The sequence below is a fragment of the Agrobacterium sp. 719_389 genome, from assembly GCF_900188475.1.
In the GTDB taxonomy this organism is placed as follows: Bacteria; Pseudomonadota; Alphaproteobacteria; order Rhizobiales; family Rhizobiaceae; genus Agrobacterium; species Agrobacterium radiobacter.
In genome coordinates this window covers 74,512-100,400 of the sequence record NZ_FYEM01000016.1, presented here as the reverse complement: position 1 = coordinate 100,400, position 25,889 = coordinate 74,512, and the positions used below count along the sequence as shown (strand labels likewise).

17 protein-coding genes and 1 pseudogene are annotated in these 25,889 nt (G+C 59.0%); 8 read left to right on the top strand and 10 right to left on the bottom strand.

Features of this window, described 5'->3' with window-relative positions; translation table 11 throughout:
- The 5 genes and pseudogenes from CFB10_RS23450 to CFB10_RS23430 all read left to right on the top strand — a co-directional run.
- Positions 1-1,443 (top strand): annotated as a pseudogene (locus CFB10_RS23450) (ice nucleation-like protein); the annotation flags it as partial.
- A gap of 93 nt (positions 1,444-1,536) precedes the next feature.
- Entirely contained in the window at positions 1,537-2,502 is a 966-nt protein-coding gene (locus CFB10_RS23445) for a glycosyltransferase family 2 protein (protein ID WP_020009022.1), read from the top strand.
- 304 nt (positions 2,503-2,806) lie between these two features.
- Positions 2,807-4,768 carry a tetratricopeptide repeat protein gene (locus tag CFB10_RS23440; protein ID WP_020009021.1) on the top strand — a complete coding sequence of 654 codons (1,962 nt, stop codon included), beginning with the start codon at positions 2,807-2,809 and terminating at the stop codon, positions 4,766-4,768.
- Between the two features lie 102 nt (positions 4,769-4,870).
- Positions 4,871-6,028 (top strand): UDP-galactopyranose mutase, encoded by a 1,158-nt coding sequence (gene glf / locus CFB10_RS23435; RefSeq protein WP_020009020.1) that lies wholly within the window; start codon positions 4,871-4,873, stop codon positions 6,026-6,028.
- Between the two features lie 309 nt (positions 6,029-6,337).
- Entirely contained in the window at positions 6,338-11,530 is a 5,193-nt protein-coding gene (locus tag CFB10_RS23430; protein WP_020009019.1) for an S-layer family protein, read from the top strand.
- A gap of 209 nt (positions 11,531-11,739) precedes the next feature.
- Here CFB10_RS23430 and CFB10_RS23425 read toward each other — a convergent pair whose 3' ends face one another.
- The 9 genes from CFB10_RS23425 to CFB10_RS23385 all read right to left on the bottom strand — a co-directional run bounded on the left by CFB10_RS23425 (position 11,740) and on the right by CFB10_RS23385 (position 23,266).
- Positions 11,740-13,683 (bottom strand): methyl-accepting chemotaxis protein, encoded by a 1,944-nt coding sequence (locus tag CFB10_RS23425; RefSeq protein WP_020009018.1) that lies wholly within the window; start codon positions 13,681-13,683, stop codon positions 11,740-11,742.
- A 392-nt stretch (positions 13,684-14,075) separates the two neighbouring features.
- A complete protein-coding gene (locus CFB10_RS23420; protein ID WP_020009017.1) occupies positions 14,076-14,651 on the bottom strand; it encodes a DUF1349 domain-containing protein in 576 nt (191 codons plus the stop codon).
- 100 nt (positions 14,652-14,751) lie between these two features.
- Positions 14,752-16,728: a M48 family metallopeptidase gene (locus CFB10_RS23415; protein WP_244559888.1), complete on the bottom strand. Its 1,977-nt coding sequence runs from the start codon at positions 16,726-16,728 to the stop codon at positions 14,752-14,754.
- A gap of 203 nt (positions 16,729-16,931) precedes the next feature.
- A complete protein-coding gene (locus CFB10_RS23410) occupies positions 16,932-18,968 on the bottom strand; it encodes a DUF4034 domain-containing protein (protein WP_034500886.1) in 2,037 nt (678 codons plus the stop codon).
- Between the two features lie 129 nt (positions 18,969-19,097).
- Positions 19,098-19,424: a hypothetical protein gene (locus tag CFB10_RS23405; protein ID WP_020009014.1), complete on the bottom strand. Its 327-nt coding sequence runs from the start codon at positions 19,422-19,424 to the stop codon at positions 19,098-19,100.
- Positions 19,425-19,539: 115 nt separating this feature from the next.
- On the bottom strand, positions 19,540-20,316 hold the full coding sequence (locus tag CFB10_RS23400; protein ID WP_020009013.1) for an ABC transporter permease: 777 nt from the start codon (positions 20,314-20,316) through the stop codon (positions 19,540-19,542).
- Positions 20,303-21,070, bottom strand: a complete 768-nt coding sequence (locus tag CFB10_RS23395) for an ABC transporter ATP-binding protein (RefSeq protein WP_034500883.1) — start codon at positions 21,068-21,070, stop codon at positions 20,303-20,305. Before CFB10_RS23395 ends, CFB10_RS23400 begins: the two co-directional genes overlap by 14 nt.
- Positions 21,071-21,133: 63 nt before the next feature.
- Complete coding sequence (locus CFB10_RS23390) at positions 21,134-22,135, bottom strand: ABC transporter substrate-binding protein (protein ID WP_020009011.1); 1,002 nt, start codon at positions 22,133-22,135, stop codon at positions 21,134-21,136.
- Positions 22,136-22,183: 48 nt separating this feature from the next.
- The gene (locus CFB10_RS23385) at positions 22,184-23,266 is read right to left on the bottom strand and encodes a 4-oxalomesaconate tautomerase (RefSeq protein WP_020009010.1); all 1,083 of its coding nucleotides are present in this window, start codon (positions 23,264-23,266) and stop codon (positions 22,184-22,186) included.
- Positions 23,267-23,371: 105 nt separating this feature from the next.
- Here CFB10_RS23385 and CFB10_RS23380 point away from each other — a divergent pair, with 105 nt between their 5' ends.
- Positions 23,372-24,268 (top strand): LysR family transcriptional regulator, encoded by an 897-nt coding sequence (locus tag CFB10_RS23380; RefSeq protein ID WP_003510199.1) that lies wholly within the window; start codon positions 23,372-23,374, stop codon positions 24,266-24,268.
- 105 nt (positions 24,269-24,373) lie between these two features.
- Here CFB10_RS23380 and CFB10_RS23375 read toward each other — a convergent pair whose 3' ends face one another.
- The gene (locus CFB10_RS23375) at positions 24,374-24,919 is read right to left on the bottom strand and encodes a MarR family winged helix-turn-helix transcriptional regulator (protein WP_020009009.1); all 546 of its coding nucleotides are present in this window, start codon (positions 24,917-24,919) and stop codon (positions 24,374-24,376) included.
- Between the two features lie 147 nt (positions 24,920-25,066).
- On the opposite strand from CFB10_RS23375, the gene CFB10_RS23370 reads away from it, so the two are divergent.
- Together CFB10_RS23370 and CFB10_RS23365 are read left to right on the top strand one after the other, a co-directional pair.
- Entirely contained in the window at positions 25,067-25,402 is a 336-nt protein-coding gene (locus CFB10_RS23370) for a cupin domain-containing protein (protein ID WP_020009008.1), read from the top strand.
- A gap of 27 nt (positions 25,403-25,429) precedes the next feature.
- Positions 25,430-25,834, top strand: coding sequence for a VOC family protein (locus CFB10_RS23365; protein ID WP_026363363.1), 405 nt, complete (start codon positions 25,430-25,432; stop codon positions 25,832-25,834).
- Positions 25,835-25,889 lie beyond the last annotated feature (55 nt).

Below are 25,889 nucleotides of genomic sequence, written 5' to 3'. Positions count from 1 at the left end.
TCGACCGACCAGATCAAGGCCCTCAACTCCGATCAGGTCGCCGGCCTCAGTTCCGCGCAGGTCGCCACCCTGAGCAGCAGCGAGCTGGCACTGTTCTCGACCGACGAGATCAAGGCCATCAGCGCCAATGCCGTCGCCGGTCTTACACTGGCTGGTCTCGGCACCGAAAATGCCGCCGCTCTGACAAAGACGCAGATCGCCGGTCTGTCTTCGACACAACTGAACGCCCTGTCCTCCGACAGCCTTGACACCTTCTCCGCCGATGAAATCAAGGCCATCAGCACCAAGGCACTCGCGGGCATCGACGTCACCAAGCTGAGCACTGGCAACATCGCCGCCCTGAGCAGAACGCAGGCCGCAGCGCTTTCCTCGGCGCAATTTGCAGCCCTGTCGACCGACCAGATCAAGGCCCTTACCTCCGATCAGGTCGCCGGCCTCAGCTCCGCTCAGGTCGCCACCCTGAGCAGCAGCGAACTGGCTCTGTTCTCCTCAGACGAGATCAAGGCCATCAGCGCCAATGCCGTCGCCGGTCTTACACTGGCTGGTCTCGGCACCGAAAACGCTGCGGCATTGACCAAGACGCAGATCGCCGGCCTGTCTTCGGCACAGCTGAACGCCCTGTCTTCCGACAGCCTTGCCACCTTCTCTGCCGATGAGGTCAAAGCCATCAGCACCAAGGCGCTCGCAGGCCTCGACGTCACCAAGCTGAGCACTGGCAACATCGCCGCCCTGAGCAGAACGCAGGCCGCAGCACTCTCCTCGGCGCAGTTCGCAGCTCTGACGACCGATCAGATCACGGCCCTCGGCTCCGATCAGGTCGCCGGCCTCAGCTCCGCACAGGTCGCCACCCTGAGCAGCAGCGAGCTGGCACTGTTCTCGACTGACGAGATCAAAGCGATCAGCGCAAATGCCATCGCCGGTCTTTCCGCGGCGGCCCTCGCTGGCCTCGGCACCGCAAACGCTGCGGCATTGACCAAGACACAGATCGCCGGCCTGTCTTCGGCACAGCTTGGCGCCCTGTCCTCTGATAGCCTTTCCACCTTCTCCGCCGATGAGGTCAAGGCCATCAGCACCAAGGCGCTTGCAGGCCTCGATGCCAGCAAGCTGAGCACCGATAACGTCGCCGCCCTGAGCAAAGCACAGGCCGCAGCGCTCTCTTCGGCACAGTTCGCGGCCCTGTCGACCGACCAGATCAAGGCCCTCAACTCCGATCAGGTTTCCGGCCTGAGCTCCGCACAGATCGCGACCCTGAACAGCAGCGAACTGGCACTCTTCTCGACCGATGAGATCAAAGCGATCAGCGCAAATGCCGTCGCCGGTCTCTCCACAGCTGCCATTGGTGGTCTGAACAGCGCCCAGGCCGGCGCTCTCTCACCCCAGCAGCTCAAGGTCATGAACGATGCACAGGTCGAGGCGGTCATCAAAGCCTACAAGGCAGTATAAGACTTAAACGACCAGAAAACCTACGACGCGGCTCAGGGCCGCGTCGTAACATTTTAATTGCAGAATGCCCCAGAAGGACATTCAGTATCTGCCATGGCAAAAATATCCATCATCATTCCGGCCTTCAACATGGCCAGTCTTATCGGCGAGACACTCGACAGTGTTCTGCTTAATGACACCGAAATGGATATCGTCGTTGTCGACGATGCCTCCACCGACAATACCTGCGACATCGTTGAGCAATACATGGCGCGGCACGCCAATATAAGGCTGATGCGCAGCGAGACGAACACCGGGCCGGGCGTTGCCCGCAACAGGGCGCTGGCGACAATCGACAGCGAATATTGCCTGTTTCACGATGCTGACGACCTCCTGCACAAGGGAGCCGTCGATACCGTTCTCCCCTTGATGGATGATACGAATATCGATGTCGCGGCATTCAGATATAGCGTGCTGAGGACGGCCGGTGGCACACCTGGCGAAATGGCGCCTATCGACAAGAATATCTGGGATAGCGTCCTCGGCAGTCACGACAGCGCCATGATCGATCTCGACTCGACCGCGCAATTCCTGGTGACGATCAATTACCCGTGGAACAAGATACTGCGGACATCTTTCATTCGCCAGACGAACTGGCGCTTCTCCACCGCGCGGATCAACGAAGACATCCTGCCGCATTGGGCAGCCTATATGAATGCCGGGCGCTTTCTGGCCATCAACAGCAGCCTGACAACACATCGCCTCATCCCGGGACGGGAACAGCATACGAGCACTTTCGACGAGCGCCGACTTGAAATGTTCGCGGCGCTGAAAGACACCGAAAAGCTCTTTCTGGAAAATCCGATCTTCAGGGCAAAATATTACCCGATCTTCATCGTCTTCAAGGCAGGTCTGCTGGAATGGGCGGCCAAGCAGATGCGGGAGGACCTGCACGGTCTTTTCCGGGAATACGTCGCATATTCATACCAATACTTCACGGACGAAGACTTCGACAGTGTCTATAGGATAAATCCGTCAATCGCTCTGGCGAGTTACAGGATGAAACATTCTCGTCGCTAGACATGTGAGCGATCCTTATTGCGGCGCGACAGCATCAACGCCTCAAAAGCCGGCGCCTGACTGGGAGAAACCTTCTCTCCGCCGGGCCGCCGGCTGATCTGGACACGCAACGCCGCTTCAAACACATCCAGCCACAGGCAAGTTACCTGCGATAGCTAAGTACGGCCCATCAACAGGCCGTTTTTATCTTCGACCCTTTGTCGCCTTGCCGCAGGATGTCATGACCGCCAACCACGTCTCTCCTTCAAACGATGACACCGCTCCCAGCGCGCTTGATCTTGCGCGGAACCAACGGTTAAGTCTCATGGATCTGCTGAGCGTGACCGAGGCGCTCACTGCCGCCGGCCAACGAGCCGCCGCCGTGGAACTCTACAAGACATGGGTCGCATTCAACGACAACAATCCCGTCATTCATCTTGCCTATTTCAATTATGCCGTAGCACTCAGCCAGCTTGGCGACCGCGCAGGCGCCGTACAGGCATTCCGCGCCTGTTTGAAGGCCAATCCGCAATTCGCTCCCGGCCATATCAATCTCGGCCGTGTCCTTGAAGACAGCGGGTTGATCGGCCAGGCAGTGGAACAGTGGTCGCACTATGCGGAGATGACGAAACATCTCGAGGCCGAAGCGATCGGCCACCGGCATATGGCTCTGCAGAACACGGGCCGGGTTCTCGAAGGCGCTGGAAAGCTCGAGGACGCCGAAACCGCCTTGCTGCAGGCGTTCGAGCTGCGGCCGGAATTGCCTGAAGCAGGCCAGCACTGGGTGTCATTGCGGCAGCGTCAGTGCAAGTGGCCGGTGCTTGCGCCCTCGAACCACGTCCCTGCCCGCAAGATGATCGACGCCATGTCGTCGCTGACGCTGAGCTGTTACGCCGACGATCCGATGTTCCAGCTGGCCAAGGCATATCGCTATAGCAAAACGGTGGTCGGCACGCGCCCGGACCTCAGCCGTTTTCCGCGCAGATCACCGAAGCAGAAGTCGGGGACCGGTGAGCGGCTGCGTGTCGGCTACCTCTCGTCGGATCTTCGCGACCATGCCGTAGGCTTCGCTCTTTGCGAGGTTCTGGAGTTGCATGACAAGAACAGCCTTGAGGTCTTCGCCTATTATTGCGGTAACGTCCGCAACACTGACAGCACGCAGGAGCGGATCAAGGCAGCGGTTCATTGCTGGCGGGATATCCATGGCCTCGACGATGCCGCAGCGGCATCGCAGATCATTTCCGACGACATCGATATCCTGATCGACGTGAATGGCTACACCAAGGACGCGCGCACGAAGATTTTCGCCTATCGTCCCGCGCCTGTTATCGTCAGTTTTTGCGGCTACCCCGGATCGATGGGAAGCCCGTTCCATCATTATCTGATCTCCGACGGATACATGATCCCGCCGGAGAACGACATCTATTACTCCGAAAAGGTCCTGCGCATCGCGTGTGACCAGCCGCTTGACCGCAAGCGGCCCATCGCCGCCCGGCCAAGCCGGGCCGAGGTTGGGCTGCCGGAAGATGCATTCGTTTATGCCAGCTTCAACGGCATGCAGAAGATTACCGAAAGCTGCTTTGCGCGATGGATGACGATCCTGTCTGAAACGCCCGGCAGCCTGTTGTGGCTGCTGGCGGGCGACGAAGATGTCAATCAACGCCTGCAAGGCATCGCAGAAAAAAGCGGCGTCGCACCGGAACGGCTCGTATTTGCGCCGAAGGTCCCGAACCCGCACCATATTGCCCGTATCGGCGTCGCCGATCTGTTTCTGGACACGTTCCCCTATGGCGCTCACTCCACGGCTGCGGATGCGATAACATCCGGCCTGCCCGTCCTCACCATGTCCGGCAAGACATTTGCTGCGCGCTTCTGCGGCAGCATCGTCACTGCAGCGGGTGTTCCGGAAATGATTTGTTCTTCGCCGGAAGATTATGTCGCCCGCGCCATCGGTTTCGAACGCGACCGGAAGAGCCTTCAGGAGGTCAGAGAATCGATCGCCCGGCAGCGGGATACCAGCGTATTGCGCGATATTCCCGCTCTGGCGCAACGTCTGGAAGAACTGTTCTGGCAAATGCAGGGCGAATGTGAGCGCGGCGAGACACCGGTGCCGGATCTCAGCAATCTCGATCTCTATTACGAACTGGGCGCGGAAGCCGTATTCGAGAACATAGAGTTTGAAGACGAGCAGAGCTACCGCAACCGCTACCTTAAGAAGCTCACCCAGTGGCACGACTATGCGCCAATTCCCTATGACCGTCGTCTCTGGCAGAAGCCGGATAACTGAGCGCGGAATATTCTCGACCGGCCGAAGCACGCGCTGCACGGCACCTCTTCGATGCAAATCGTGACCGCCCGCCGGGCGACCTATGAACAGGACCGATTATCAATGTTCGCGGACGAAAGAATTGTCATTGTGGGCGCCGGGCTTTCCGGCGCAGTCATTGGCCGGGAGCTTGCACTGGCAGGCCATATGGTCGACATCGTCGACGCCCGCGATCACATTGCCGGCAATTGCCACACCGAACGCGACCGTGAGACTGGCGTCATGGTCCATGTTTACGGTCCGCATATCTTCCATACCGACGACAAGGAAGTCTGGGACTATGTGAACGGCTTCCAGACGTTCATGCCCTACAAGAACCGCGTCAAGACGACGAGCGGCGAGCGCGTCTATTCGCTGCCGGTCAATCTGCATACGATCAACCAGTTTTTCGGCAAGAATTTCCGGCCCGATGAAGCCCGGGCCTTCATCGAGGAAAAGGCCGACAAGTCGATTACCGACCCACAGACCTTCGAGGAGCAGGCGCTGCGCTTCGTTGGCCGCGATCTCTATGAAGCCTTCTTCAAGGGATATACCGAGAAGCAATGGGGCTGCTCGCCGACAGAGCTGCCGGCCTCGATCCTGAAGCGCCTGCCGGTGCGCTTCAACTATGACGACAACTACTTCTTCCACAAATATCAGGGCATGCCGGAAACCGGCTATACGGACATGATCGAGCGCATCCTCGATCATCCAAACATCACCGTCAGGCTTGGCACACATTTCCAGCGCGCCGAGGCGCCCGCCGCCGGACACGTTTTTTACTCCGGTCCGCTTGACGGTTATTTCGACTTCGAATTCGGCCGCCTCGCATACCGGACGCTGAATTTCGAACGCTTCACCTATGACGGCGACTATCAGGGCTGCGCGGTGATGAACTATGGCGATGTCGCAGTACCCTTTACCCGCATCACCGAACACAAGCACTTTTCTCCGTGGGAGGAACATGCCGGCTCGGTCTGCTACAGGGAGTTCTCCCATGAATGCGGCCCGCAGGACATTCCCTATTACCCCATCCGGCTGGTCGAAGACAAAGAACAGCTTGCCGAATATGTGGCGCGTGCCGAGCGGGAAGCGTCGGTAACCTTTGTCGGACGGCTGGGGACCTATCGTTACCTCGACATGGATGCGACCATTCGAGAGGCGCTCGACACCGCCCGCCTCTATCTCGCCAGACAGTCAGAGGGTGCTCCCATGCCGGCATTTCTGCATTCGCCCTTCTGAGACGGACCTGTCCCGCTCTTTTCCATAAATGCAGGCATTTGAGACTTCGGCTTTACCGGAGTTCATCAACGTTTTGCCGCCACGGCATAACGTCCCTCGCCTCTGATAGGGCACCGGCGCCTGTCGCATCTGTGGCGTTGAAAACAGTATCGCAAAGGGAGATCGGCGGCGACGTAGCAACTTCAGGTTCAGGCAAGCCCGATTGCGTAATCAACATCTGAAAAATGGTGGAACCGCATAACCGATGCCCCTTTGGGGGCTTGGGCGAAAAATCCACCTGTTGAGCTTGGGCTTTAGGATTTTTCAGACATGACGTCGATCATTTCTTCCCTGAATGTCAATCAGATCAGATATCTGTCGACAGAGGCGGTCGCAGCCTGGACAACCGACGACGTGGCGTCGCTTTCCACAACGCAGATCAAAGCGCTCTCGTCGGCTCAGATCGCGGCATTGGATGTGGAGGATGTCAAAGTCCTCAACTCGCAACAGTTGAGCGCCATTTCGCAGGTCGCCATTGTTGGCCTGACGCTGGATCAACTCAATATTCTCGACCAATACGCCATTAAAAGTCTGAATTCGAGCCAGGTTTCTGCGCTCACCACCACCCAGCTTCAGGCCCTGACGACCGATCAGGCGGAGGCTTTGACCTCATCTCAGGTGCGCGCCCTCAGTGCGACGCAGATTGCCGCCCTGAGCGCGGAAGATATCGCGACATTCTCAACCGCTGATATGGCCGCAATCACGAACAGAGCCGTGCCGGGCCTGAGCACTGAAGTGATTGCAGGGCTGACCCCGGATCAGATCGCGGCCCTGAGCACGAGCGCGGTTGCAAGCCTGACCACCGACCAGATCGCGGTCCTGAGCCCGGAGCAGGCCGAAGCCCTTTCGCCGGCGCAGGTCAGGGTGTTGAGCTCGATGCAACTCGCGGCCCTCGGCTCAGATGACATAGCGACATTCTCCACCGCCGACATCGCGGCGATTACCGTCAAAGCCATGCCGGGCCTCAGCACCGAAGCAATCGCAGAGTTTACGCCTGATCGGATCGCCGCCCTCAATGCAAGTGCGATTGCGGGTCTGACGATCGACCAGATCGAAAGCCTGAGCACCGCCCAGATCGCCGCACTGACGACGGCTCAGATTGCCGCGCTTAAAACGACGCACATCGCCGCCTTAAGCACGAGCCAGGTCGAAGCCCTGTCACCGGCACAGGTGAGATCGCTGAGTGCGGCACAATTCGTGGCCCTGAGTGCGGAGGATATAGCGACATTCTCAACCGCCGATATCGCGGAAATTACCGCAAAAGCCATGCCACGTCTGGGCACGGAGACGATCGGCGCGCTTACCAGGGATCAGGTCGCCGCATTGACGACGGCCCAGATGAACGCGCTTGGCGTTGCGCAATTCCAGGCCTTGAGCGCTGCTCAGATCGAGGCCCTGTCAACCGCTCAGATTGCCGCCCTCAACACGGGCGTGATCGCAAACCTGATCGCCGATCAGATCGAAGCCTTTAGTACCCAACAGGTCGAAGCCCTGTCCTCGGCACAGGTGAAGTTGCTGAACTCGGTACAACTTGCGGCTCTGAGCGCGGAGGACATAGCAACATTCTCGACCGCCGATATTGCGGCGATCACGAGCAAGGCCATGGCCGGCCTCAGCACGGACGCAATCGCAGCGCTGACCACCGCCCAGATCGCCGCCCTGACCACCAGCGCCATTGCCGGCCTGACGGCGGATCAGGTCGAGGCATTGAGCACAGGTCAGGTCGAGGCCCTGTCGCCGGCACAGGTGAAATCACTGAGCGCAACGCAAATTGCGGCCCTGAGCATTGAAGACTTGGCGACATTCTCGACCGCCGATATCGCGGCGATCACCAACAGGGCGATGTCGGGCCTGAACACGGATGTTATCGCAGCCCTCACCACGGCTCAGATCGGCGCCTTGAGCACCAATGCGGTTACCGGCCTGACCTCCGACCAGATCGAGGCCCTGAGCGGCAGTCAGGTCAGCCTTCTATCCGCCGCGCAGATCAAGGCATTGAGCGCAGCACAGGTCGCCGCCCTAGGCAACGATGTGACCGCCTTGTCCACCAATCAAACAGCCATGTTGAGCACATCGGGCGTCAAGGGTCTGACCACGGATCAGATTGCAGCCCTTGGCATCGATCAGTTCTCGGCCTTGACCACCGTCCAGATCGGAGCTCTCAGCTCGGGACAGATTGCGGCGCTAAGCACGGACAATATAGCATCGCTTTCCGTGGCCCAGCTCGCGGCAATGAGCACCTCTGGCATCGTCGGACTTTCGAGCGGCCAGATCGCCGCCCTCAGCACTGATCAGGTTTCCAGACTGTCGACCAAGCAGATAGGGCGGCTGAGCGCGACACAGGTCGCCACCCTTGGTACAGACGACATAGCCGCTCTTTCAACCGCCCAGATTGCCTCCCTGAGTGCTGCGGGCATTGCGGGACTTAGCTCGCAGCAACTGGCGACCCTCAGCACCAGCCAGGCTGAAGCCCTGACGAGTGCGCAGATCGTCAATCTCGGCTCCACTCAGATTGCACAGCTGGGAACGGACGATCTGGCGAAATTCACGACCAAGGACATTGCCGCGATCAGTTCGAGTGCGATCTCAGGATTGTCGGCGGAGACCATCGCCTCCCTGACGACAGCTCAGATCGCCGCCCTCAATATGCAAAGCATCGCGGCGTTGAGCACCGTGCAGATCGCGGCCCTGAGCATCGCCCAGGTCGAGGCCTTGACCACCGCCCAGGTCAGCGCTCTCAGCTCCAAACAGATAGCGGCCTTGAGCGCGGACGACATTGCGACATTCTCGATCAAGGACATCGCCGCGATCAGTCCGAATGCGGTCGCGGGCTTATCAACGGAGACCATGGCGTCGCTGACGACGGCCCAGATTGCAGCGCTGAGCACGGCGGGTATTGGCGCATTGAGCACCGGGCAGGTCGCCGCCTTGAGCACCGCTCAGGTCGAGGCCTTGACCAGCGCCCAGGTCGGCGCGCTCAGTTCGACGCAGGTAGCGGCGCTGGGCGCGGACGATATCGCAACGTTCTCGACCAGGGACATTGCCGCGCTCAGTTCGAATGCGGTCCCGGGCCTGTCAACGCAAACCATAGCGTCGCTGACAACAGCGCAGATCGCCGCGCTGAGTACGGCCGGCATCGGGGCGCTGAGCACCGGGCAGGTCGCCGCCTTGACTGGCGATCAGGTGGACGCCCTGACCAATACCCAGATTGCTGCGCTCACCTCCAAACAGGTTGCGGCTCTCAGCGTGGCTGACATTGCCTCGCTTTCGGCGGCCCAGATCGCCGCCCTCAGCACCGGCGGTATAACGGGCCTGACCACTGATCAGATCGCGGCCCTCGACACCACCCAGGTCGAGGCCCTGACCGATATCCAGGTCGGTGCTCTCAGCTCGAAACAGATTGCAGTCTTGAGTACGGACGACATAGCAACGTTCTCGACCAAGGACATCGCGGCGATCAGTTCGAATGCCATACCAGGTCTGTCAGCGGAAACCGTGGCGTCGATGACCACGGCTCAGATCGCGGCGTTGAGCACGGCCGGCATTGGTGGACTGAACACCGGACAGGTCGCCGTCCTGACCAGTGATCAGGTGGACGCCCTGATCAGTATCCAGGTGGGTGCTCTCACCTCCAAACAGGTTGCGGCTCTCAGCGTGGCCAGCATCGCCTCGCTTTCGGCAACCCAGATAGCCGCCCTCAGCACGGCGGGCATAGCCGGCCTGACAACTGACCAGATCGCGGCCCTCAACACTGCTCAGGTCGAGGCTCTCACCAGTGCTCAGATCAGTGCTCTCAGCGCAAAACAGATTGCGGCCCTCACCGCCGATGGTCTTGATACCTTCACCGCCGCCGAACTCGCCGCCATCAGTTCGAGCGCGATCTCGGGCCTGTCCACGGCCGCAATCGCCTCGCTGACGACAGCTCAGATCGCGGCGCTGGGCACGGCGGCGCTACCTGGCCTCACCACCGACCAGATCGCAGCCCTCAACATCACCCAGGTCGAGGCCCTCACCAGCGCCCAGGTCGGCGCCCTCACCTCCAAGCAGGTTGCCGCTCTCAGCGTGGCTGGCATCGCCTCGCTTTCAGCGGCCCAGATCGCGGCCCTCACCACGGCGGGCGCGGCAGGCCTGACCGCTGATCAGATCACGGCCCTCAACACCGCTCAGGTCGAGGCCTTCACCAGCGCTCAGATCGGTGCTCTCGGTTCGAAACAGATTGCGGCCCTTGGCGCCGATGATCTCGATACATTCACCGCCGCCGAACTCGCTGCCATCAGCTCGAGTGCGGTCTCGGGCCTGTCGGCGGCAACGATCGCTTCGCTGGCGACAACTCAGATCGCAGCCTTGGGTGCGGCGACAGTGCCGGGCCTGACCACGGACCAGATCGCCGCCCTCGGCACCGGGCAGGTGAACGCGCTGACCAATACCCAGATCGCCGCGCTCACCTCCAAACAGGTTGCGGCTTTGGATACGGCCGACATCGCCTCCCTTTCCGTAAGCCAGATAGCTGCGCTGGACGCCAAGGCGATCGCAGGACTTGGCAGTGCGCAGACCGGCGCCTTGAGCATTGAACAGGTTCAGGCATTATCCACCCGTCAGATCGCATCGTTGAATTCGGATGCGCTCAGGGGCCTGTCTGCGGAGATGCTGGAGACCTTCTCGACGGAAGAACTCGCCGCGATCGGCTCAAGCGCGATAAAGGGACTGTCAACGGGCTTTATCGCCGCTCTTTCCACCGCTGAGGTTGCAGCCCTCAGCACGGCCGGCGTTGCCGGATTGACCAGCGAGCAGATCAATGCCCTTGGCAGGGACCAGATCGAAACACTCTCCACCAGCCAGATCGCCGCATTAAGTTCGGCCGGACTTGCGGGGTTGACGACTGAAGATCTGGCGACATTCTCGACCGGGGAGCTTTCCGCCATCAGTTCGACGGCGATCAAGGGACTGTCCACCGCCGTTGTAGCGTCCCTGTCGCCTCAGGAGATCGCCGCCTTGACCACAAGCCAGGTGGCTTCGCTGAGCTACAGCCAGGTGGCGGCAATGGGATCTGTGCAAATCGGAGCGCTTTCACTGTCGCAGGTCAGCGCCCTCAACGCGATGCAGGCAGCCGCGCTTGGCGGCGACGACCTCACAACATTTTCCACCGAGCAGATCATCAGCTTGAGTTCGAGCGCGATCTCGGGATTGAGCACTGGTACGCTCGCTGCCTTGACGACCTCCCAGGCGGCCGCCTTCACGCCGGGTCAGATCGCCGCCATGACGTCGGCGCAGGTTACGGCATTAAATAGCGCAAAGCCCACAAACAGCTCCGTGCAGGATATCGCCTCCTTCATCTCAACCATCGAGCAGAAGGCTGCGACCCCGGACAATACAGCCGGGACCAATACATCAACTAACGCTTCGAGTGAGACGCAGGAGGCGTCTGACGTCGCAGCAACGATTTTGTCCTACCTGGACGTCTGACTTTCGCTCGTGAGCAGACCGGAAAACCGGTCAAGCCCGGCCGGCTTGACCGCCATGCAAGCGCATCGATGGATGGCAGTTCCGGGCTGATATCGCCCAAAAGCAGAACACCGGGGATCAGGGTCCAAAAACCTCCGATCCCCGGCGCCAATTTTCAAAGCGGTGCTTTCAGTTCCTCAGCTGAGGGCGGCGTAAAAGCAGGGCAAGGATCAAAACTCCTCCCAATTATCCGCCGCGGTATTCAATGCCGCATTGCCGGAAAACGCAGCCTTGATCCTGCCGCCCAGGGCGCGGGCGGGAGACCGAGCGGGCCTGTCGGCGGGTGAAGCCGAACGCACTGGCGCTGCTGCCTCGCTGAACGAACCTTCGGTCAGCCTGAACTGGGCGATCAGCGCGTTCAGTGAAGACGCCTCGCGCGCAAGCCCGTGGCTGGCGGCAGTGCTTTCTTCCACCATGGCGGCGTTCTTCTGGGTGTCCTGATCCATCTGGTTCACGGCCGTATTGATCTGCTGAAGGCCTGAGGATTGCTCCTGTGCCGATTCCGCGATGGCCGCAACGTGCCGGTTGATTTCCTTCACCTCCGTCACGATAAGTTCCAGCGCCCTGCCGGTTTCACCGACCAGCTGTACACCCTGCTGAACCTGACCGTTCGATGTCGTGATCAGGTTCTTGATCTCCTTGGCGGCGCCGGCGGAACGCTGCGCCAGTTCGCGAACCTCCTGCGCGACAACGGCAAAACCCTTGCCCGCCTCGCCCGCACGGGCTGCTTCAACGCCCGCATTCAGCGCCAGAAGGTTGGTCTGGAACGCGATCTCGTCGATCACACCGATGATGTTGGAAATCTCATTGGCGGATGTCGCGATCTGCTCCATTGCCGCGACAGCCTGCTGCACCACCTCTCCGGACTTTTCAGCGCCGACTTTTGCGCGGCCGACGAGGTGACCCGCTTCCTGCGCCCGTTTCGTGGCGTCTTTCACCGTCGTGGTGATCTCTTCCAGCGCAGCCGCAGTCTCTTCGACGGCGGCGGCCTGCTGCTCCGTGCGTCTCGCTAGATCGTCTGCCGCAGACCTGATCTCGTTGGCGCCGGCATCGATGCCGCGTGCGTTCTGCGCCACCTGGCTCAAGGTCGACTGCAACTGCTCCGCAGCCCGGTTGAAATCACCACGGATACCGTCAAGGCCGGAGACGAATGGCTGAACGATCCGGTAGGTAACGTCGCCCTCGGCGATCTTCGAAAGGGCCGTGGCAAGATTATCGACGGCAAACTGTACGTCGGCAGCTTCCCTGGCCTTCTGTTTCTCGCGCTCGATCCGGTCCTTTTCCGAAGTCGACCGGTTGGCTTCCGTTTCATTCTCGAGCCGGAGGCGCTCGATTGCACCTTCGCGAAATGCCTGCACGGCGGCGGCCATCTGGCCAACTTCATCCCTGCGATCCATTCCGGTGATTTCGCTCGCCGTATCACCGGCCGCCAGCGATTCCATGCGCGCACGAAGCCGCGCAATCGGGGTGGTGATGCCTCGGGAAGAAACAAGCAGGCCAAGTGCGATCACAGCCAGAGAAACGAGCGCGAGCGTAATCAGGCCCGTCCAGATCGTCGTATTGGTGCTGGCTGTAAGACGCTCTCTCCCCTCATTCATGACCTGGATGAGCTGCTCATTGCCGGCGCTGATCTTCGGCGAGACTTCGGCAATTTTTCGAAGCACGTTAAGCGCCATCTGCTGCGCTTCGGCGCGTTGCCCTGCCTGCATGAGGGCGATGACCTGATTACCGATCTCTTCGACTTCGACAACACCCTTGAGGATATCGCGGGCGGCTTCCGTGCGCGCCGGCACCAGCTCCATGATCTTGTTCTGGCGTTCCTCGAGTTGCTTACGGTCGGCTCTGAAGGTTTTGACGGCAGCTTCGAAATCGCCGCTGGCCGGGTCGTTAAGGCTGGCGCGAAGCATCTGCATGCCGAGCGCATTGAGGTTGCCGCTGGTTCTGGCGTTCAGAACCGCAGCAAGGGCCTCATGGCCGATGAAGTCGCTATAGACGTTGTCGGTTTTTTGATATTGCAGGCTGACGTAGCTTATTCCGGAAAGCGACATCAGGCTCATCAGCGAGATGACAAAAACGACCTTCGTTTTTATCTTGGTATTCTTCAGGAAAGACATGAATGGCCTCAAGGCAAGCACTCCTCCAGCCGCCCTCGCGGGAGGCCGGGGAATATATGATGAAACATCGCGGGTAGCTGTTGCCCCTCCTCATAGGGCGACAAGCGAGCGCCATTTTCGAACCGCCGCCAGGCAGGTCGAGGTGGCTTCACTTGTTCTACCGGCTCCGCCGATGAAACCTTGGAACCTGCGTATTTTAGATTTCACAAAATCACTAAATGAAGTGTTACCCGGACTATGCAATTGCTGACAATCCGCTGCACCGCAAACCCGTTCAGGCATCATTTTCACGTGTAGCGGCGGCCCCTGCGGCTATGCCGGAAACCGACGCCGCAAGGCAGACCGACACCGCGGTGACTCGGCCCCGCAAAGGATGATTTTTCGGGTATTTCTCACGTCAGGTCATGAAGGGCTTTGCCGAGCGGAGGTCCAACACGGAACTCGGAAAACCTCACCTCCAGGCCCTCGCGCTCCGGTGTGCAGCACATGGGCCCGACCTGATAGAACGGCGATTTTGGAAACGGGCAAAGTTTCAGAAGAGGCCAGCGGATTCCATCAGCGGATGTTTGAACGCGTAGCACGCCATCCGCAACGGTGACGCGCAGATACAGATCAGAAGGATCCCCTGCATAGGCAGTCGTGGACCAGTCCGAGCGATCCAATGTCAGCACATTGCCGATGCAGGCAACACCGTCCGACAGCTCGATGCCCGCCTTGATCCAGTGTGACTCATCGATCCGAACCATGATGCCTGCCTGATCGTACAGTTCCTCATAACGGCCCTCAATCCGCAATGAAGCGGTGAAATCCCCCTGCCACTCCATTCCGAAGAAGTGTCCACTGTCGCGCGTAAAGCCATAATAGGTCTCACGCCAGAAATCGGAGCCTTTATCAGTGGTGACGTGGAGAACCTGGTTATCGAGCGACCATTGCTGCGGCTCATTATGCCAAACACACCTCTCGAACATGGCTATCCCCAGCTTCGTTCATACGACGGAATCGGTGGCGTTATACGTCGAGAGAGGCAGGCTGGCCAGCACGCACACACCCGCGTTCGGTCCCGCCAAGCTATGGCTTGCCGACCTGATCCCGTGGCAGCACCCAGCTTGATGGTGCGTCGTCAAAATCGATACGCTCGCCTCGCCAGACCAGCGTGTAGAGCGGTTCGTCCGGAAAGTCATTCATCTTCAGTTCGCATTTTTCCCCGTCATGAATACCATGCCATTGAGGAGTGCCCGCCTCCTTCGCCCAGACTATTTTTTCCTTCAGCAAACGTTGAATTGGCTCGGATGGATCAATGATCATTTTGTCCACTCCTGCGGTTTGAAGGTGCAGCGGATTTTCATGGCGGATCATGCTCGTGGCCGTACCCGCTTGGGCGATCAGGCTATCGTGCCTGCAATGATCCGGGACCGGATCGTTCGGGCCGACAAAACGAAGCTGCAGATAGAGATGCAGCCGCCCCTGCGAGCGCTCGAACAGTCGCTTGCAGGCGGAAGCATTCACGTCCTCCTCACCGGTCAACTGGCCGATGAGGCGCATGAACCAGCTGTCATAAGCCTGCACATAAAGGAACCATCGTGTTGGGTCCGGTGTATCGGGCGGCGTGTCGCGGCAGAGCCAGATGGCGTGCGCATGCTGAAAAAGCGGGTGAAGCGTATCTTGCAGCAAGGCGAGTTCAGATACGTCCAACCCGTGCGGATGAAGATCAGTACTGTTGGACGTGGATCGAACCGTATCTTCGCTTGTCCATAACCGGTCAGCGATCTGCCGATGCTGCTCTGCCGCCGCCTTGTCCCCCGCTCTCAGCAAGAGTTCACAGAGGTGGCGATGGAACCGATACCGGGGAAAAGACCGGCTAAGGCCGATGCGGCGCCACAGAGATATTGTTCCGTGTATATCCCCGGCTTTCTCCCGATCCCCGGCCTTCAGCTGTAGAAGCGCCGGGTCTTCAGGCGAATATCGCAATCCTTCCGCGATCGCCTCGGCGCGGAGCGTGCCTGATGGATCAAATTTCTCTGCCAGCAGCGCCAGTTGCAGCCAGTCCTGCTCGTCAAACATCTGTTGTTCACGACGCAGCAGGAGCCTTGAGAATTCACCGTGTTGACGGACATGCCAGTCTTTTGCGTCCTGCCAGCCTTGCGCGGCATTTTCGCGCCAGTCCTCATCAAGCCGCGCCGCAATACCGGAGGCTTCCTCTCGCAACCATTCAGCGGCAGCGGAAGTCTCCCCAAGACGCCATGGCAGATGATCGGGAAGCGGGCCTGCCGGATCAACGCCTGCCGCCGCAACGCGCTCGAAGAGTACGGGATGGGTGCTATGAATATCCGGTTTCCGGCAGAGATCTTCATGCAACCAGACCGCCGCCTGCGCGCCGTCACGCGCTCTGCTGTTCTCCGGCTCCGTCAACATGAGGGCAAAGGGTCGCGCTTGGGTGATGTCATTCTTGCCCGCCCCGGCAAACATGTCCGGCCAGAATTGACTGGAAAGGGCTCTTTGCCGCAAAGTCAGCGCGATTTCCGTTTCAAAGGCAATATCTGCGCCACAGACCGAGATCGCCCGCGCATCGGCAACCGCCTCGCAACGGCGTGAAAACTCAAGTGTCTCGCGCATCATGCGCGGTACATACCAGCCAAGAAACAATCTGAGCGGCGCAGTGATCAGCCGATGATTGCGCTCATGCACCGCGCCAAGCGCCGCCCAGCGCTGGCGAGCCATGTGAGCCCAGCGCGCGAGATGACCGTGCGACCGGGAAATATGGGCGTATTCATGCGCGATGACGGTCGCGGCCTGCCGTCCCGTCAACAGGGCGAGAAGCGGCAGGCCGAGCACCAGAACATGTTTGGGCTGGCCGCCACGGGAGCCCGTCTGATAGATGGACGCGTTAAGCGCGGCGTTGATATAGACGGCCGTGAAGGCTGGCGCATCGCAGGCAAGGCGCAGCCGCTCAAGCTCTTCGGCAAGGGCGGGAACCTCTTCGGCCTTCAGCAATATGCCATCCGAAACCGGTGGGGTCGGTACTGTCGCATAGGCGCGCAGGACCATTAGCCCGTAAAAGACCCATGACAGCGCCGGCAACGCAAGAAGCACCAGCAAAAGCCGTGAAGGCGACAGCAGCACAAGCAAAAGAGGCGACAGGATCAGCGTAAGGCCGCAGGCCAGCAGGGACATGTCGCCAAAAGCGAGCCAGGCCAGGGTTCGCCATCTGCCTTCACGCGGTGACTGGAGGGAGCTCGCCATCACGACGCTTATTTCGGTGGAAGGTGGTCGCTTGAGAGTTTCTTGCCGAGGAAGAACGCCTTCAACGCCCGCCCGGCCATCTGCAATCCGGTCGATCCATAAACCTGCGTTTCCATCCACTCCAGTGATGAATGATCGGGGAAGAGTTCCTTGTAACGGTCAAACCATTGCATGGCGATAAACTCGCTCTGGGGAACGCCGTCGCCGTATTTATAGGCGAGAACGACCTGACCATAGGCCTCTCCGGCAATGTGGTCGTCATGATAGTCGATGAGGGATTTCATATCGGCGACGGCCTGCTGTTTTTCCTCCGCAGTGCCATGCCGACGATCGACGCTCGCCAGTCGAATGAGGGACATATCCACCCCGCCTGCCATGGCACCACGGTAATATTCCTGAACCCGTTCGAAATTTTCCCGGAGCGACAGATCGAGATTGTCGACATTTTCCAGCCGCCAGGCATAGTTATAAAGCGCGACCGGTTCACCTTCCTCGACTGCCTGCTGAAGCCAGTGACCCGCTTCGTCGCTGTCGAGCAGCTGCGGGTCTGTGTCGGGCCGGAACCCCGTTACAATGTCATACATGCTTGCCGCGGCCGAATAGACACGCCGTTCAGCCAACGCCCGGGTCAACCAGGCCGACTCCTGCTGGAAGCCTCCATCCCATATCATCCGGCAGGCATGCATCGGCGTAAACTCATCGGGCTCATAGAGCGGCTCGAGCTGTGCTACCCGGTCAACCAGCTGCGTGGCGATCGCAGGGTTGGCCTCTATCCCCCACATGCCGAACTGCCAGGCAAATGCCGCCATGGCCAGCATGGTCGGCTCATCAAAACGACGCACGGCCGTCTGCAACACATCGGCATAAGCGCCGTCATGATCGTCGAAATGCTGGATCAGCATCAGATTGGTGAAGTCACGGAACGGGCCGTCAATGGCCGGATAGGTTCCCGGCGCGTTGCAATAACGGATCGATTCGACATGGCGCTGATACGCCAGTTTTTCGTCCTTGAGAGAATAATGGGTAAAATTGGCGTATTTCCCGAGGGAAACGAAACGCAGGCGATCCGTGAGATCCCGCGCCAGCCAATTCTTGAAAATCCTCTCCCGCGCGGCAATTTCTCGGGTATCGCCGGGTTCCGGATAATCGGGGATAGTCAGCGCATCCTGCACTCCGGGCCAGCGCACGGAATTGCGCTCCTGTTCATTCAATGCAGAACACAGGGGGCCCTTGGCGAATTTTTCGACCTCACCATCATCGCCACCCCATCTCGGGCTCAGATATTGCGCATAGGAAACCAGGATTTCCGGCCACCGGGGCCTAAGCGAAAGGCAATAACGCAGCCAGTAATAGCCGGGATTTTGGGCGTCCCCCTGCTGCAGGGGCGGAAGCGAGGCAGGAAGCGTCGCCGTTACGATGCCTGGCGGCTTCAATCCATGTCTGGCAAGCCGGGCGCATACGGCATCGTAAAACTCCGGCTCGAACTCATCGCGCGCTACCGTCTTTTCAACGGGCTTAGCGAGAAACAGCGCATCGACGAAATCAGGCTGGCCGAGATACTGGCTCATCTCCATCATGGTTTCCGCGGCAAGGGCAGGCCGCGCAGAAAGTGCGATCGCCTTCAGCAAATGGTCTGCCGCAATTATGCAGGCCATGTGGGCGGCGGCCCACTGGTCTTCCCCGACATCCGACGCCCAGGTCGCCGTTCGGATATCACAGGCTCGTCGGAAGTAATAATGACCAGCGACCTGCCTTGCATGGTACGAAGCCGGATATGCCTTTCCCCAGGCATCGAGCAGTTCCAGTCTGAGGTCCGCATCGACGCTGGCGCTGTCGAACACGCCGGTATCGGTCGAAAGATGGATATAATGATCATCCGTCAGATCATCGGACTGCCACCACGCCGCCTCAAGCGTCGCGAGTATACGCTCGACCTCGTCGAAACGCCGCTCAAGCATCGCGCTTCGCAATTCATCCCGCTTGCGGAATCTCGCCCATTGCGCGCCATCCAGTGACAGGGGAGATGAATTTGTGACTGTTTGCATGAATGGCTCCTCAGCGGATGCATTCTCCCTTGGAGCATCAAAAAGCCCCTTGTGTCGAGATATGTGAGGAGACTTTTCCCGGCAGTTTTACAAATCTCAACCACCAGGAACACAACACTGATCCGGTGCTCAGTCAGCAAAAGCCACGAGCCCCACGCCTCGCTTCGCGGCCCTTTCAAGGAAGTCGCGCATCGAATGGAGCGCGGCCAGCGCGTGTTCGTTACCTTCCAGAACATGTTCATTTGCAAGGAGGATGTTCAGCAATATCGCGACCTGCGCGGGTTCAAGCAACGTATCGTCGAAATAGCTGAGATCGGCGCCAGCCTGCCGGGCCTTGTCGAACAGGGCCGCAAGCAAACGGTGCGCATCGAGATCGATGGAACCGGCGAATTCGAGGCAGCCCGGGTCCGGCGGCATGAAGGTGGTGTCGAAATCGGCGTAGTAGATGTCCAGCATGGCAATTGGTCCAGCGGATGGAAGGATTTGAACGCCCCATTTTGCGTGCAAGGCTCAGGCATTTAAAAGGGGCGATCAACGACCGCCCCGACGGAATATTGCTGTTTCAGTCCGCTTACGCAGGACGCTCCTCGCCTGCATTCGGTCGCCAGGTAATCAACCTCTTCTCCGCAAAATCCAGAATGAGGTCAATAATAAGAACAAAGACCGCGAGGATGATGATGCCCGCAAAAACGCCGACCGCATCGAAGTTTCCTTCCGAGCGGGCGATCAGGTAACCGAGGCCAGCGGAAGCTCCCAGATATTCGCCGATGATTGCGCCGACCACCGCAAATCCGACGGAAGTGCGCAGCGACGATAAGATCCAGCTCGCCGCCGCCGGGAAATAGACATGACGCAGCAGATCCGAGCGCTTCGCACCAAGAATGCGGGTATTGGAAAGCACGACCGGGTTCACCTCGCGCACGCCCTGCATGGCGTTGAAGAACGTGACGAAGAAGACGAGCGTAACCGCAAGCGCAACCTTCGACCACAGGCCAAGACCGAGCCAGAGCACGAAGATCGGGGCCAGAACGACACGCGGAATGGCGTTCACGGCCTTGATGAACGGATCAAGCACGCGGGCGACGAAGGGGCTGAGGCCCAGCCAGACGCCGGCACCGACGCCGAGACCTGTTCCGATGATATAGCCAAGCACCGTTTCGCTCAGCGTGATGCCGACATGCTTGTAAAAACCGGCATCGGCAACCCAGTCAATCACCTGTTTGACGATGTCATAGGGCGCGGGAAAGAAGAAGCGGTCGATGGCGCCCGAGGTGACACCGAGCTGCCAACCGCCCAAGAGCACGACCAGAAGAGCGATCTGGATGATACGAACATTAACGGCTTGCATAGCTTTTCTCCACTTCGCCACGCAGGGACGCCCATATATCGCGATAGAGCGTCATGAATTTAGGATCGAGTTTGATTTCCGCAACGTTGCGGGGCCGTTCAAGATCGACAGGGAAACTCTCGATGACTCGGCTTTTCGGGCCTGCAGCGAGAACGACAACCCGGTCTCCCAGCGCAATCGCCTCTTCCAGATCATGGGTGATCATCACCACCGCACGGCGATCCTCCTGCCACAGGCGCAGCAATTCATTCTGCATGAGGTGGCGGGTATGAATATCCAATGCGGAGAAGGGTTCATCCATCAGGATGACCTTCGGCTCGGTGATGAGCGCTTGCGCCATCTGCACGCGTTTGCGCTGTCCGCCCGAGAGCTGGTGCGGAAAACGGTCTCCGAAGCCCTTCAGGCCGACCTTTTCAAGCCAGGCCTGAACCTTGGCGCGCCGCTCGGTTTCGGGAACGCCGCGGAACATCAAACCAAGCTCGACATTCTGAAAGGCTGTCTTCCAGGGAAGAAGCGCATCCTGCTGGAACAGATATCCGATGTTGTTCTGTACGCCCTTGACGAGCGAACCGTCGATGGAAACCTTGCCCTGCGCTGGCTTCAACAGGCCCGCGATGGCGTTGAGAATGGTGGACTTTCCGCATCCCGTCGGCCCAACGATGGAGAGAAACTCGCCATCGCCGACCTTGAGATTTACGTTTTGCACGGCAACAAACGAACCGAACGCCATGGTCACGTCGTCGATTGCCACCATCGGCTGCGGTTTGAGTTCCGTCACAGGTTCTAGCTTTCTAGCTGGCGAAGACATGGCAGCCTCTCAGTTTGCGGCCTTCGAGGCAGCAGCCTCGACGAACTTGTTGGTGTAGGTGGTGTTGAGGTCGATCGTCGCCTTGGCGACCGCGTCATTGAAGCTTTTCAGAACGGCCAGCGGCGTTTCGAGATCGGCAGGCTCAAACTTGCCATCTTCGGAGAAGATCGCCTTGGCCGCTTCAACGGCCTTGATGTAGGTCTGCTTGTCGCCGGACACGAAATCATCGGGAAGCTTTGCGACGATTTCTTCCGCAGAATGCTGCTTCATCCAGTGCAGCGCCCGAACCGTTGCATTGGTGACCTTCTGGATCACTTCGGGATTGGCATTGATATAGTCCTGCGTCGCGTAAAGAACTGATGTCGGATAGATGCCGCCGTAAACATCCTTGGCGCCCTGATCACTACGGGCATCGATGAGGATCTTGCCCAGTCCGCGCTCCACAACGATGGTCGCGGCAGGGTCGTAATTGACGAGCAGATCGATCTTACCCTGCTGCAGGGCTGCAACGGCCGCAGCGCCCGAACCGACACCGATGATGGAAATGTCGTTGTCGCTAAGATTGTGCTGCTTCATGTAGTAGCGAATGAAGAAGTCCGAAGAGGAGCCGGGCGACGTAATGCCGACCTTTTTGCCCTTGATCGTCTCGGGCTTGGCCGGATCAAAATCGGTATCGTTCTTGCCGGCGAGAACGAGACCTGAGTTACGGGCAAGCTGCACGAAGCCGACCACATGCTTGTTCTGCGACTGCATCTGGATCGTATGATCGTAGAAACCAACGGCAACGTCAGTGGAACCGGCAACCAGTGCCTGAAGCACCTTCGAGCCGCCCTGTGCAAAGTTCTCGGTCGTTACATCAAGTCCTTCCTCCTTGTAGAAGCCGAGACTGGCGGCCACGGGGAAAGGCAGGTTGTTGAGGTTGTACGAGCCAACGCTCATCCTGACGGATTCGGCATGGGCAGATGCTGCCAGCGCACAGAGCGCGGCGGTTGCAAGCAGATATTTACGCATAAGGGTCTCCTCCCGGTTTAACTATATTTTGCGCCACTATGGCCGCGTCTAGGCTGCGTCTTCAATCGCAGCGGTTGGTTTGGCGAAGGCAAAGCCTTCGAAAAGCCTGCGCGCCGTTCTTACAAGTCCGGCCATTATTGCGCCGTTTCGCATTTCCAGCTGCACGTCGAGGCAGCCGGCTGGATGTTCGATGCGGATCTGGGTGGGCACCGAAAGACCTCCGGCCACATCATATGCGACGGAGCCTTTGGTGACAGCCGCCGTTGCGATGCCAACAGCACCGGTCGTCGCCAATGCAGGATGACACTCGTTGGGCATGAAATACCGTACCGAGAGAGTGCCACCTTTACGGGCGGGCGCAACGAGCACCGGTTTCGGAATGACCATGTCTTTTACATCACCCATTCCCATCAACTTTCCAGCCTCAATGCGGATGCGCGTCATCCGTTCAATAAGGTCTTTGTTGGCGCTCAGGGTTTGCGGATCCTCGTAACCGGTCATGCCGAGATCTGCTGCGCGGATGAGAACCATCGGAATGGCGCAGTCTATGGCCGTCACGTTGACCCCATCGATCACGTCAACCGGCTTTCCGGTGGGCAGCAGCTTGCCGGTTTTCGCACCCGCTGCATCCATGAATGTCAATGCAATGGGCGCCGCCAGGCCTGGAACACCGTCGATCGAGGCGTCGCCGAGATAAATAACCTCGCGGCCGCGCGTCGGAACCTTCGCCTCGATCAGCTTGCCGGTATTCACGTTATGGATTCGCACAAGAGTATCGTTGCCCTTCGCCTCGACAAGCCCCGCTTCGATGGCAAAGGGGCCGACGGCGGCCAGCATGTTTCCGCAGTTTGGCGAATAATCGACATACTGTCTGTCGGTCCGAACCTGTGCGAAGAGATAATCGATATCGGCGCCCCTGACCGTGGAAGGTCCGATAATCGCAACTTTGGACGTGACCGGATTGCCCCCGCCAATGCCGTCGATCTGCAAAGGATGGCCCGACCCCATGATGGAAAGAAGGGCCGCGTCCCGGTCTGCTCGATCACGGGGAAGATCGGATGCAAGAAAAAACGGTCCACGCGACGTTCCACCGCGCATCAGCACACAGGGTATCTTCAGCAGATCGTTCATGGGTTGCCTCAATATTGCATTTGGCGGATCAATACGCCGTGTTGTTGCAATATGAGCAAAAGAGTCTAATCTGTTAAATGCAATGTTTTGGAGTTTTATTGCGTTATGAGCATCAATTGTGAAATTCTGGATCTGCGGGCTTTTCAAGCGGTGGTTGAACTCGCCAGTTTCCACAGGGCCGCCGAGGCGCTGCACATCTCGCAACCGGCGCTCACCCGCCGCATCCAGAAACTGGAGCAGGCGATCGGCGCGCCACTTCTGGAAAGAACGACGCGCCACGTCGCCCCTACCGCCATGGGGCAGGAAGTCATGCCGCTCGTCCGGCGTATGCTCGAGGAATTTGACGGATCGCTTTTTGCCATGAAGGACGGCGCGCAAAGGCGCGGGCTTATTACGATGGCCTGCGTCCCCACTGCCGCTTTTTACTTTCTTCCGACCGTTATCAAGACCTTCAGCCAGCAATATCCCCACATAAGGCTGCGGATCAGGGATCTGACAGCCAATGAGGGTCTGCAGGCGGTCGCCAGAGGCGAGGTGGAATTCGGCATCAACCTGATGGGCAATTCAGATCCCGAGCTTTCATTCGAGCCGCTCATCGACGACCCCTTCGTGCTGGCAATGCGGAAAGACCACCCTCTGGCAGCTTTCGAAACGATCGAGTGGGACCAGCTGGAAGCCTATCCGCTGGTCGTCGTGGATCGTTCAAGCGGCAACAGGACGCTTCTGGACAGCGCGCTTGCGCGGCACAATCTGAAATTGAACTGGTTTTATGAGGTCACGCATCTCAACACATCGCTCGGTCTCGTCGAAGCCGGGCTTGGAATTTCCGTCCTGCCGCGACTGGCGACGCCGCAGGACGATCACCCATTCCTCATCACCCGGCCGATCGTCAACCCGGTGGTCTCCCGTACGATCGGCATCGTGCAACGGCGAAGCAGTGCTCTTTCCCCAGCCGCCGAAAAATTTGTGAGGATGCTGCTCGAGACCTGGAAAACACAGTGACCGCCTGAGAGAGATACTTTCTACGATATCCGGCTGGTTGCGGCGCAAACCGCAGGCGCCAGGCAACAGCCTCTGATTTGCAGATGCGCGAATGAAAGACAGAAGCTACACCCGGGCCTCGATATCCAGCACCAGCTTTTTCAGCAGCGCCGCAAGGTTATCCCGCTCGTCCGGAGTGAGGCCCTGCAGGAAATTCAACTCGCTTGCCATATCCCGGCGAAACGCCTTTTCCGCCAGCTCGATGCCGGACGGCATGAGGCATACGACAACGCCGCGCCCATCAAGCTTCGATTTTCTGCGCTCGATAAGGCCAGCCTTTTCCAACCGGTCAAGCCGGTGCGTCAGGCCGCCTGAAGAGAGCATCAGCGTCGTATACATCTCCGTCGGCGTCAGCTGGTAGGGCGGCCCCGACCGGCGCAATGTGGCGATAACATCGAACTCGCCGCGATCGAGACCAAAGCCGGCGAATGTCTCTTCTATTGACGGCGCCAGAAGGTTGCTGAGCCGTTTGGCGCGCCCGAAGATAGCCATCGGCTCGGTATCGATATCAGGCAGTTCCCGCGCCCACTGGCCACGGAGACGATCAACATGATCTTCCCTGTCAGTTTCAATCGTCCGATCCGCCGTCGTGTCCGGCATCGCCTGCTTCATCTCATAACCCCATTGCCACTCTGAAACCATATACGGCTTTGCCTGCTTCGTGAATATATCTTTGCGAGAAGATAGATATCTTGACAGGAAGATAAATATCACATATATCTTCTCGCGAAGATAGTTTTGTCTCGAGGAGGAGACCAGATGTTTTCCATCCGCCGTCATCATGAACCGAAGCCCGGCGAGAGCCGGACAGTGCGTTATGAAGGATCCGAATACGGAAGCGCCGTATCCATCTTTCTCGTCAATGCCGATCCGGGTCGCGGCCCTGATCTGCATGTTCACCCCTATGCCGAAACCTGGGTGGTGCGCAAAGGCGAGGCCGAGTTCACAATCGGCAATCAGAGGGCGCGCGGCTCTTCGGGAGACATCGTCGTCGGGCCTGCCAATATCCCCCATCGCTTCGAAAATATCGGTACGGACCGGCTGGAGATCATCTGCATCCATCCGAGTGAGACCTTCCAGCAGACCTTCCTGTAATTCCGTTCCAACATGAGGAGAAAGACAATGGCCAGAATGATTTTCCTGAACCTGCCGGTCAAAGACCTGGCTGTTTCAACCGCCTTCTACGGGGCAATCGGCTGCGTGAAGAACGAGGAGTTCTCCAACGAAGACGCAAGCTCGATGGTGTGGTCGGAGACGATTACGTTCCAGCTACTGCGGCATGACTATTACAAGACCTTCACCGCCAAACCGATCGCCGATGCTCACAAAACAAACGGCATGCTGATTGCTCTTTCGCGCGACAGCCGCGAAGAGGTGGATGCCATGGTTGACGCCGCAGCAAAAGCGGGCGGACAGGCGGATGTTCGAGAGCCGCAGGATCTGGGTTTCATGTATCTTCGCACCTTCGCCGATCCCGATGGCCACGAGTTTGAACCCGCTTACATGGACTTGAGCAACGCGGGCTGACGTTATCCACAAAGGGATGATCCCCATTGATAGCGTAAAGCGTGCCTCCCGAATG

Excerpts from the sequence above, each read along its gene's own strand:
- CFB10_RS23445 (WP_020009022.1), top strand. The coding sequence starts at position 1,537 with ATGGCAAAAATATCCATCATCATTCCGGCCTTCAACATGGCCAGTCTT.
- CFB10_RS23440 (WP_020009021.1), top strand. The coding sequence starts at position 2,807 with ATGGATCTGCTGAGCGTGACCGAGGCGCTCACTGCCGCCGGCCAACGA.
- glf (WP_020009020.1), top strand. The coding sequence starts at position 4,871 with ATGTTCGCGGACGAAAGAATTGTCATTGTGGGCGCCGGGCTTTCCGGC.
- CFB10_RS23430 (WP_020009019.1), top strand. The coding sequence starts at position 6,338 with ATGACGTCGATCATTTCTTCCCTGAATGTCAATCAGATCAGATATCTG.
- CFB10_RS23425 (WP_020009018.1), bottom strand. The coding sequence starts at position 13,683 with ATGTCTTTCCTGAAGAATACCAAGATAAAAACGAAGGTCGTTTTTGTC.
- CFB10_RS23420 (WP_020009017.1), bottom strand. The coding sequence starts at position 14,651 with ATGTTCGAGAGGTGTGTTTGGCATAATGAGCCGCAGCAATGGTCGCTC.
- CFB10_RS23415 (WP_244559888.1), bottom strand. The coding sequence starts at position 16,728 with ATGGTCCTGCGCGCCTATGCGACAGTACCGACCCCACCGGTTTCGGAT.
- CFB10_RS23410 (WP_034500886.1), bottom strand. The coding sequence starts at position 18,968 with ATGCAAACAGTCACAAATTCATCTCCCCTGTCACTGGATGGCGCGCAA.
- CFB10_RS23405 (WP_020009014.1), bottom strand. The coding sequence starts at position 19,424 with ATGCTGGACATCTACTACGCCGATTTCGACACCACCTTCATGCCGCCG.
- CFB10_RS23400 (WP_020009013.1), bottom strand. The coding sequence starts at position 20,316 with ATGCAAGCCGTTAATGTTCGTATCATCCAGATCGCTCTTCTGGTCGTG.
- CFB10_RS23395 (WP_034500883.1), bottom strand. The coding sequence starts at position 21,070 with ATGGTGGCAATCGACGACGTGACCATGGCGTTCGGTTCGTTTGTTGCC.
- CFB10_RS23390 (WP_020009011.1), bottom strand. The coding sequence starts at position 22,135 with ATGCGTAAATATCTGCTTGCAACCGCCGCGCTCTGTGCGCTGGCAGCA.
- CFB10_RS23385 (WP_020009010.1), bottom strand. The coding sequence starts at position 23,266 with ATGAACGATCTGCTGAAGATACCCTGTGTGCTGATGCGCGGTGGAACG.
- CFB10_RS23380 (WP_003510199.1), top strand. The coding sequence starts at position 23,372 with ATGAGCATCAATTGTGAAATTCTGGATCTGCGGGCTTTTCAAGCGGTG.
- CFB10_RS23375 (WP_020009009.1), bottom strand. The coding sequence starts at position 24,919 with ATGAAGCAGGCGATGCCGGACACGACGGCGGATCGGACGATTGAAACT.
- CFB10_RS23370 (WP_020009008.1), top strand. The coding sequence starts at position 25,067 with ATGTTTTCCATCCGCCGTCATCATGAACCGAAGCCCGGCGAGAGCCGG.
- CFB10_RS23365 (WP_026363363.1), top strand. The coding sequence starts at position 25,430 with ATGGCCAGAATGATTTTCCTGAACCTGCCGGTCAAAGACCTGGCTGTT.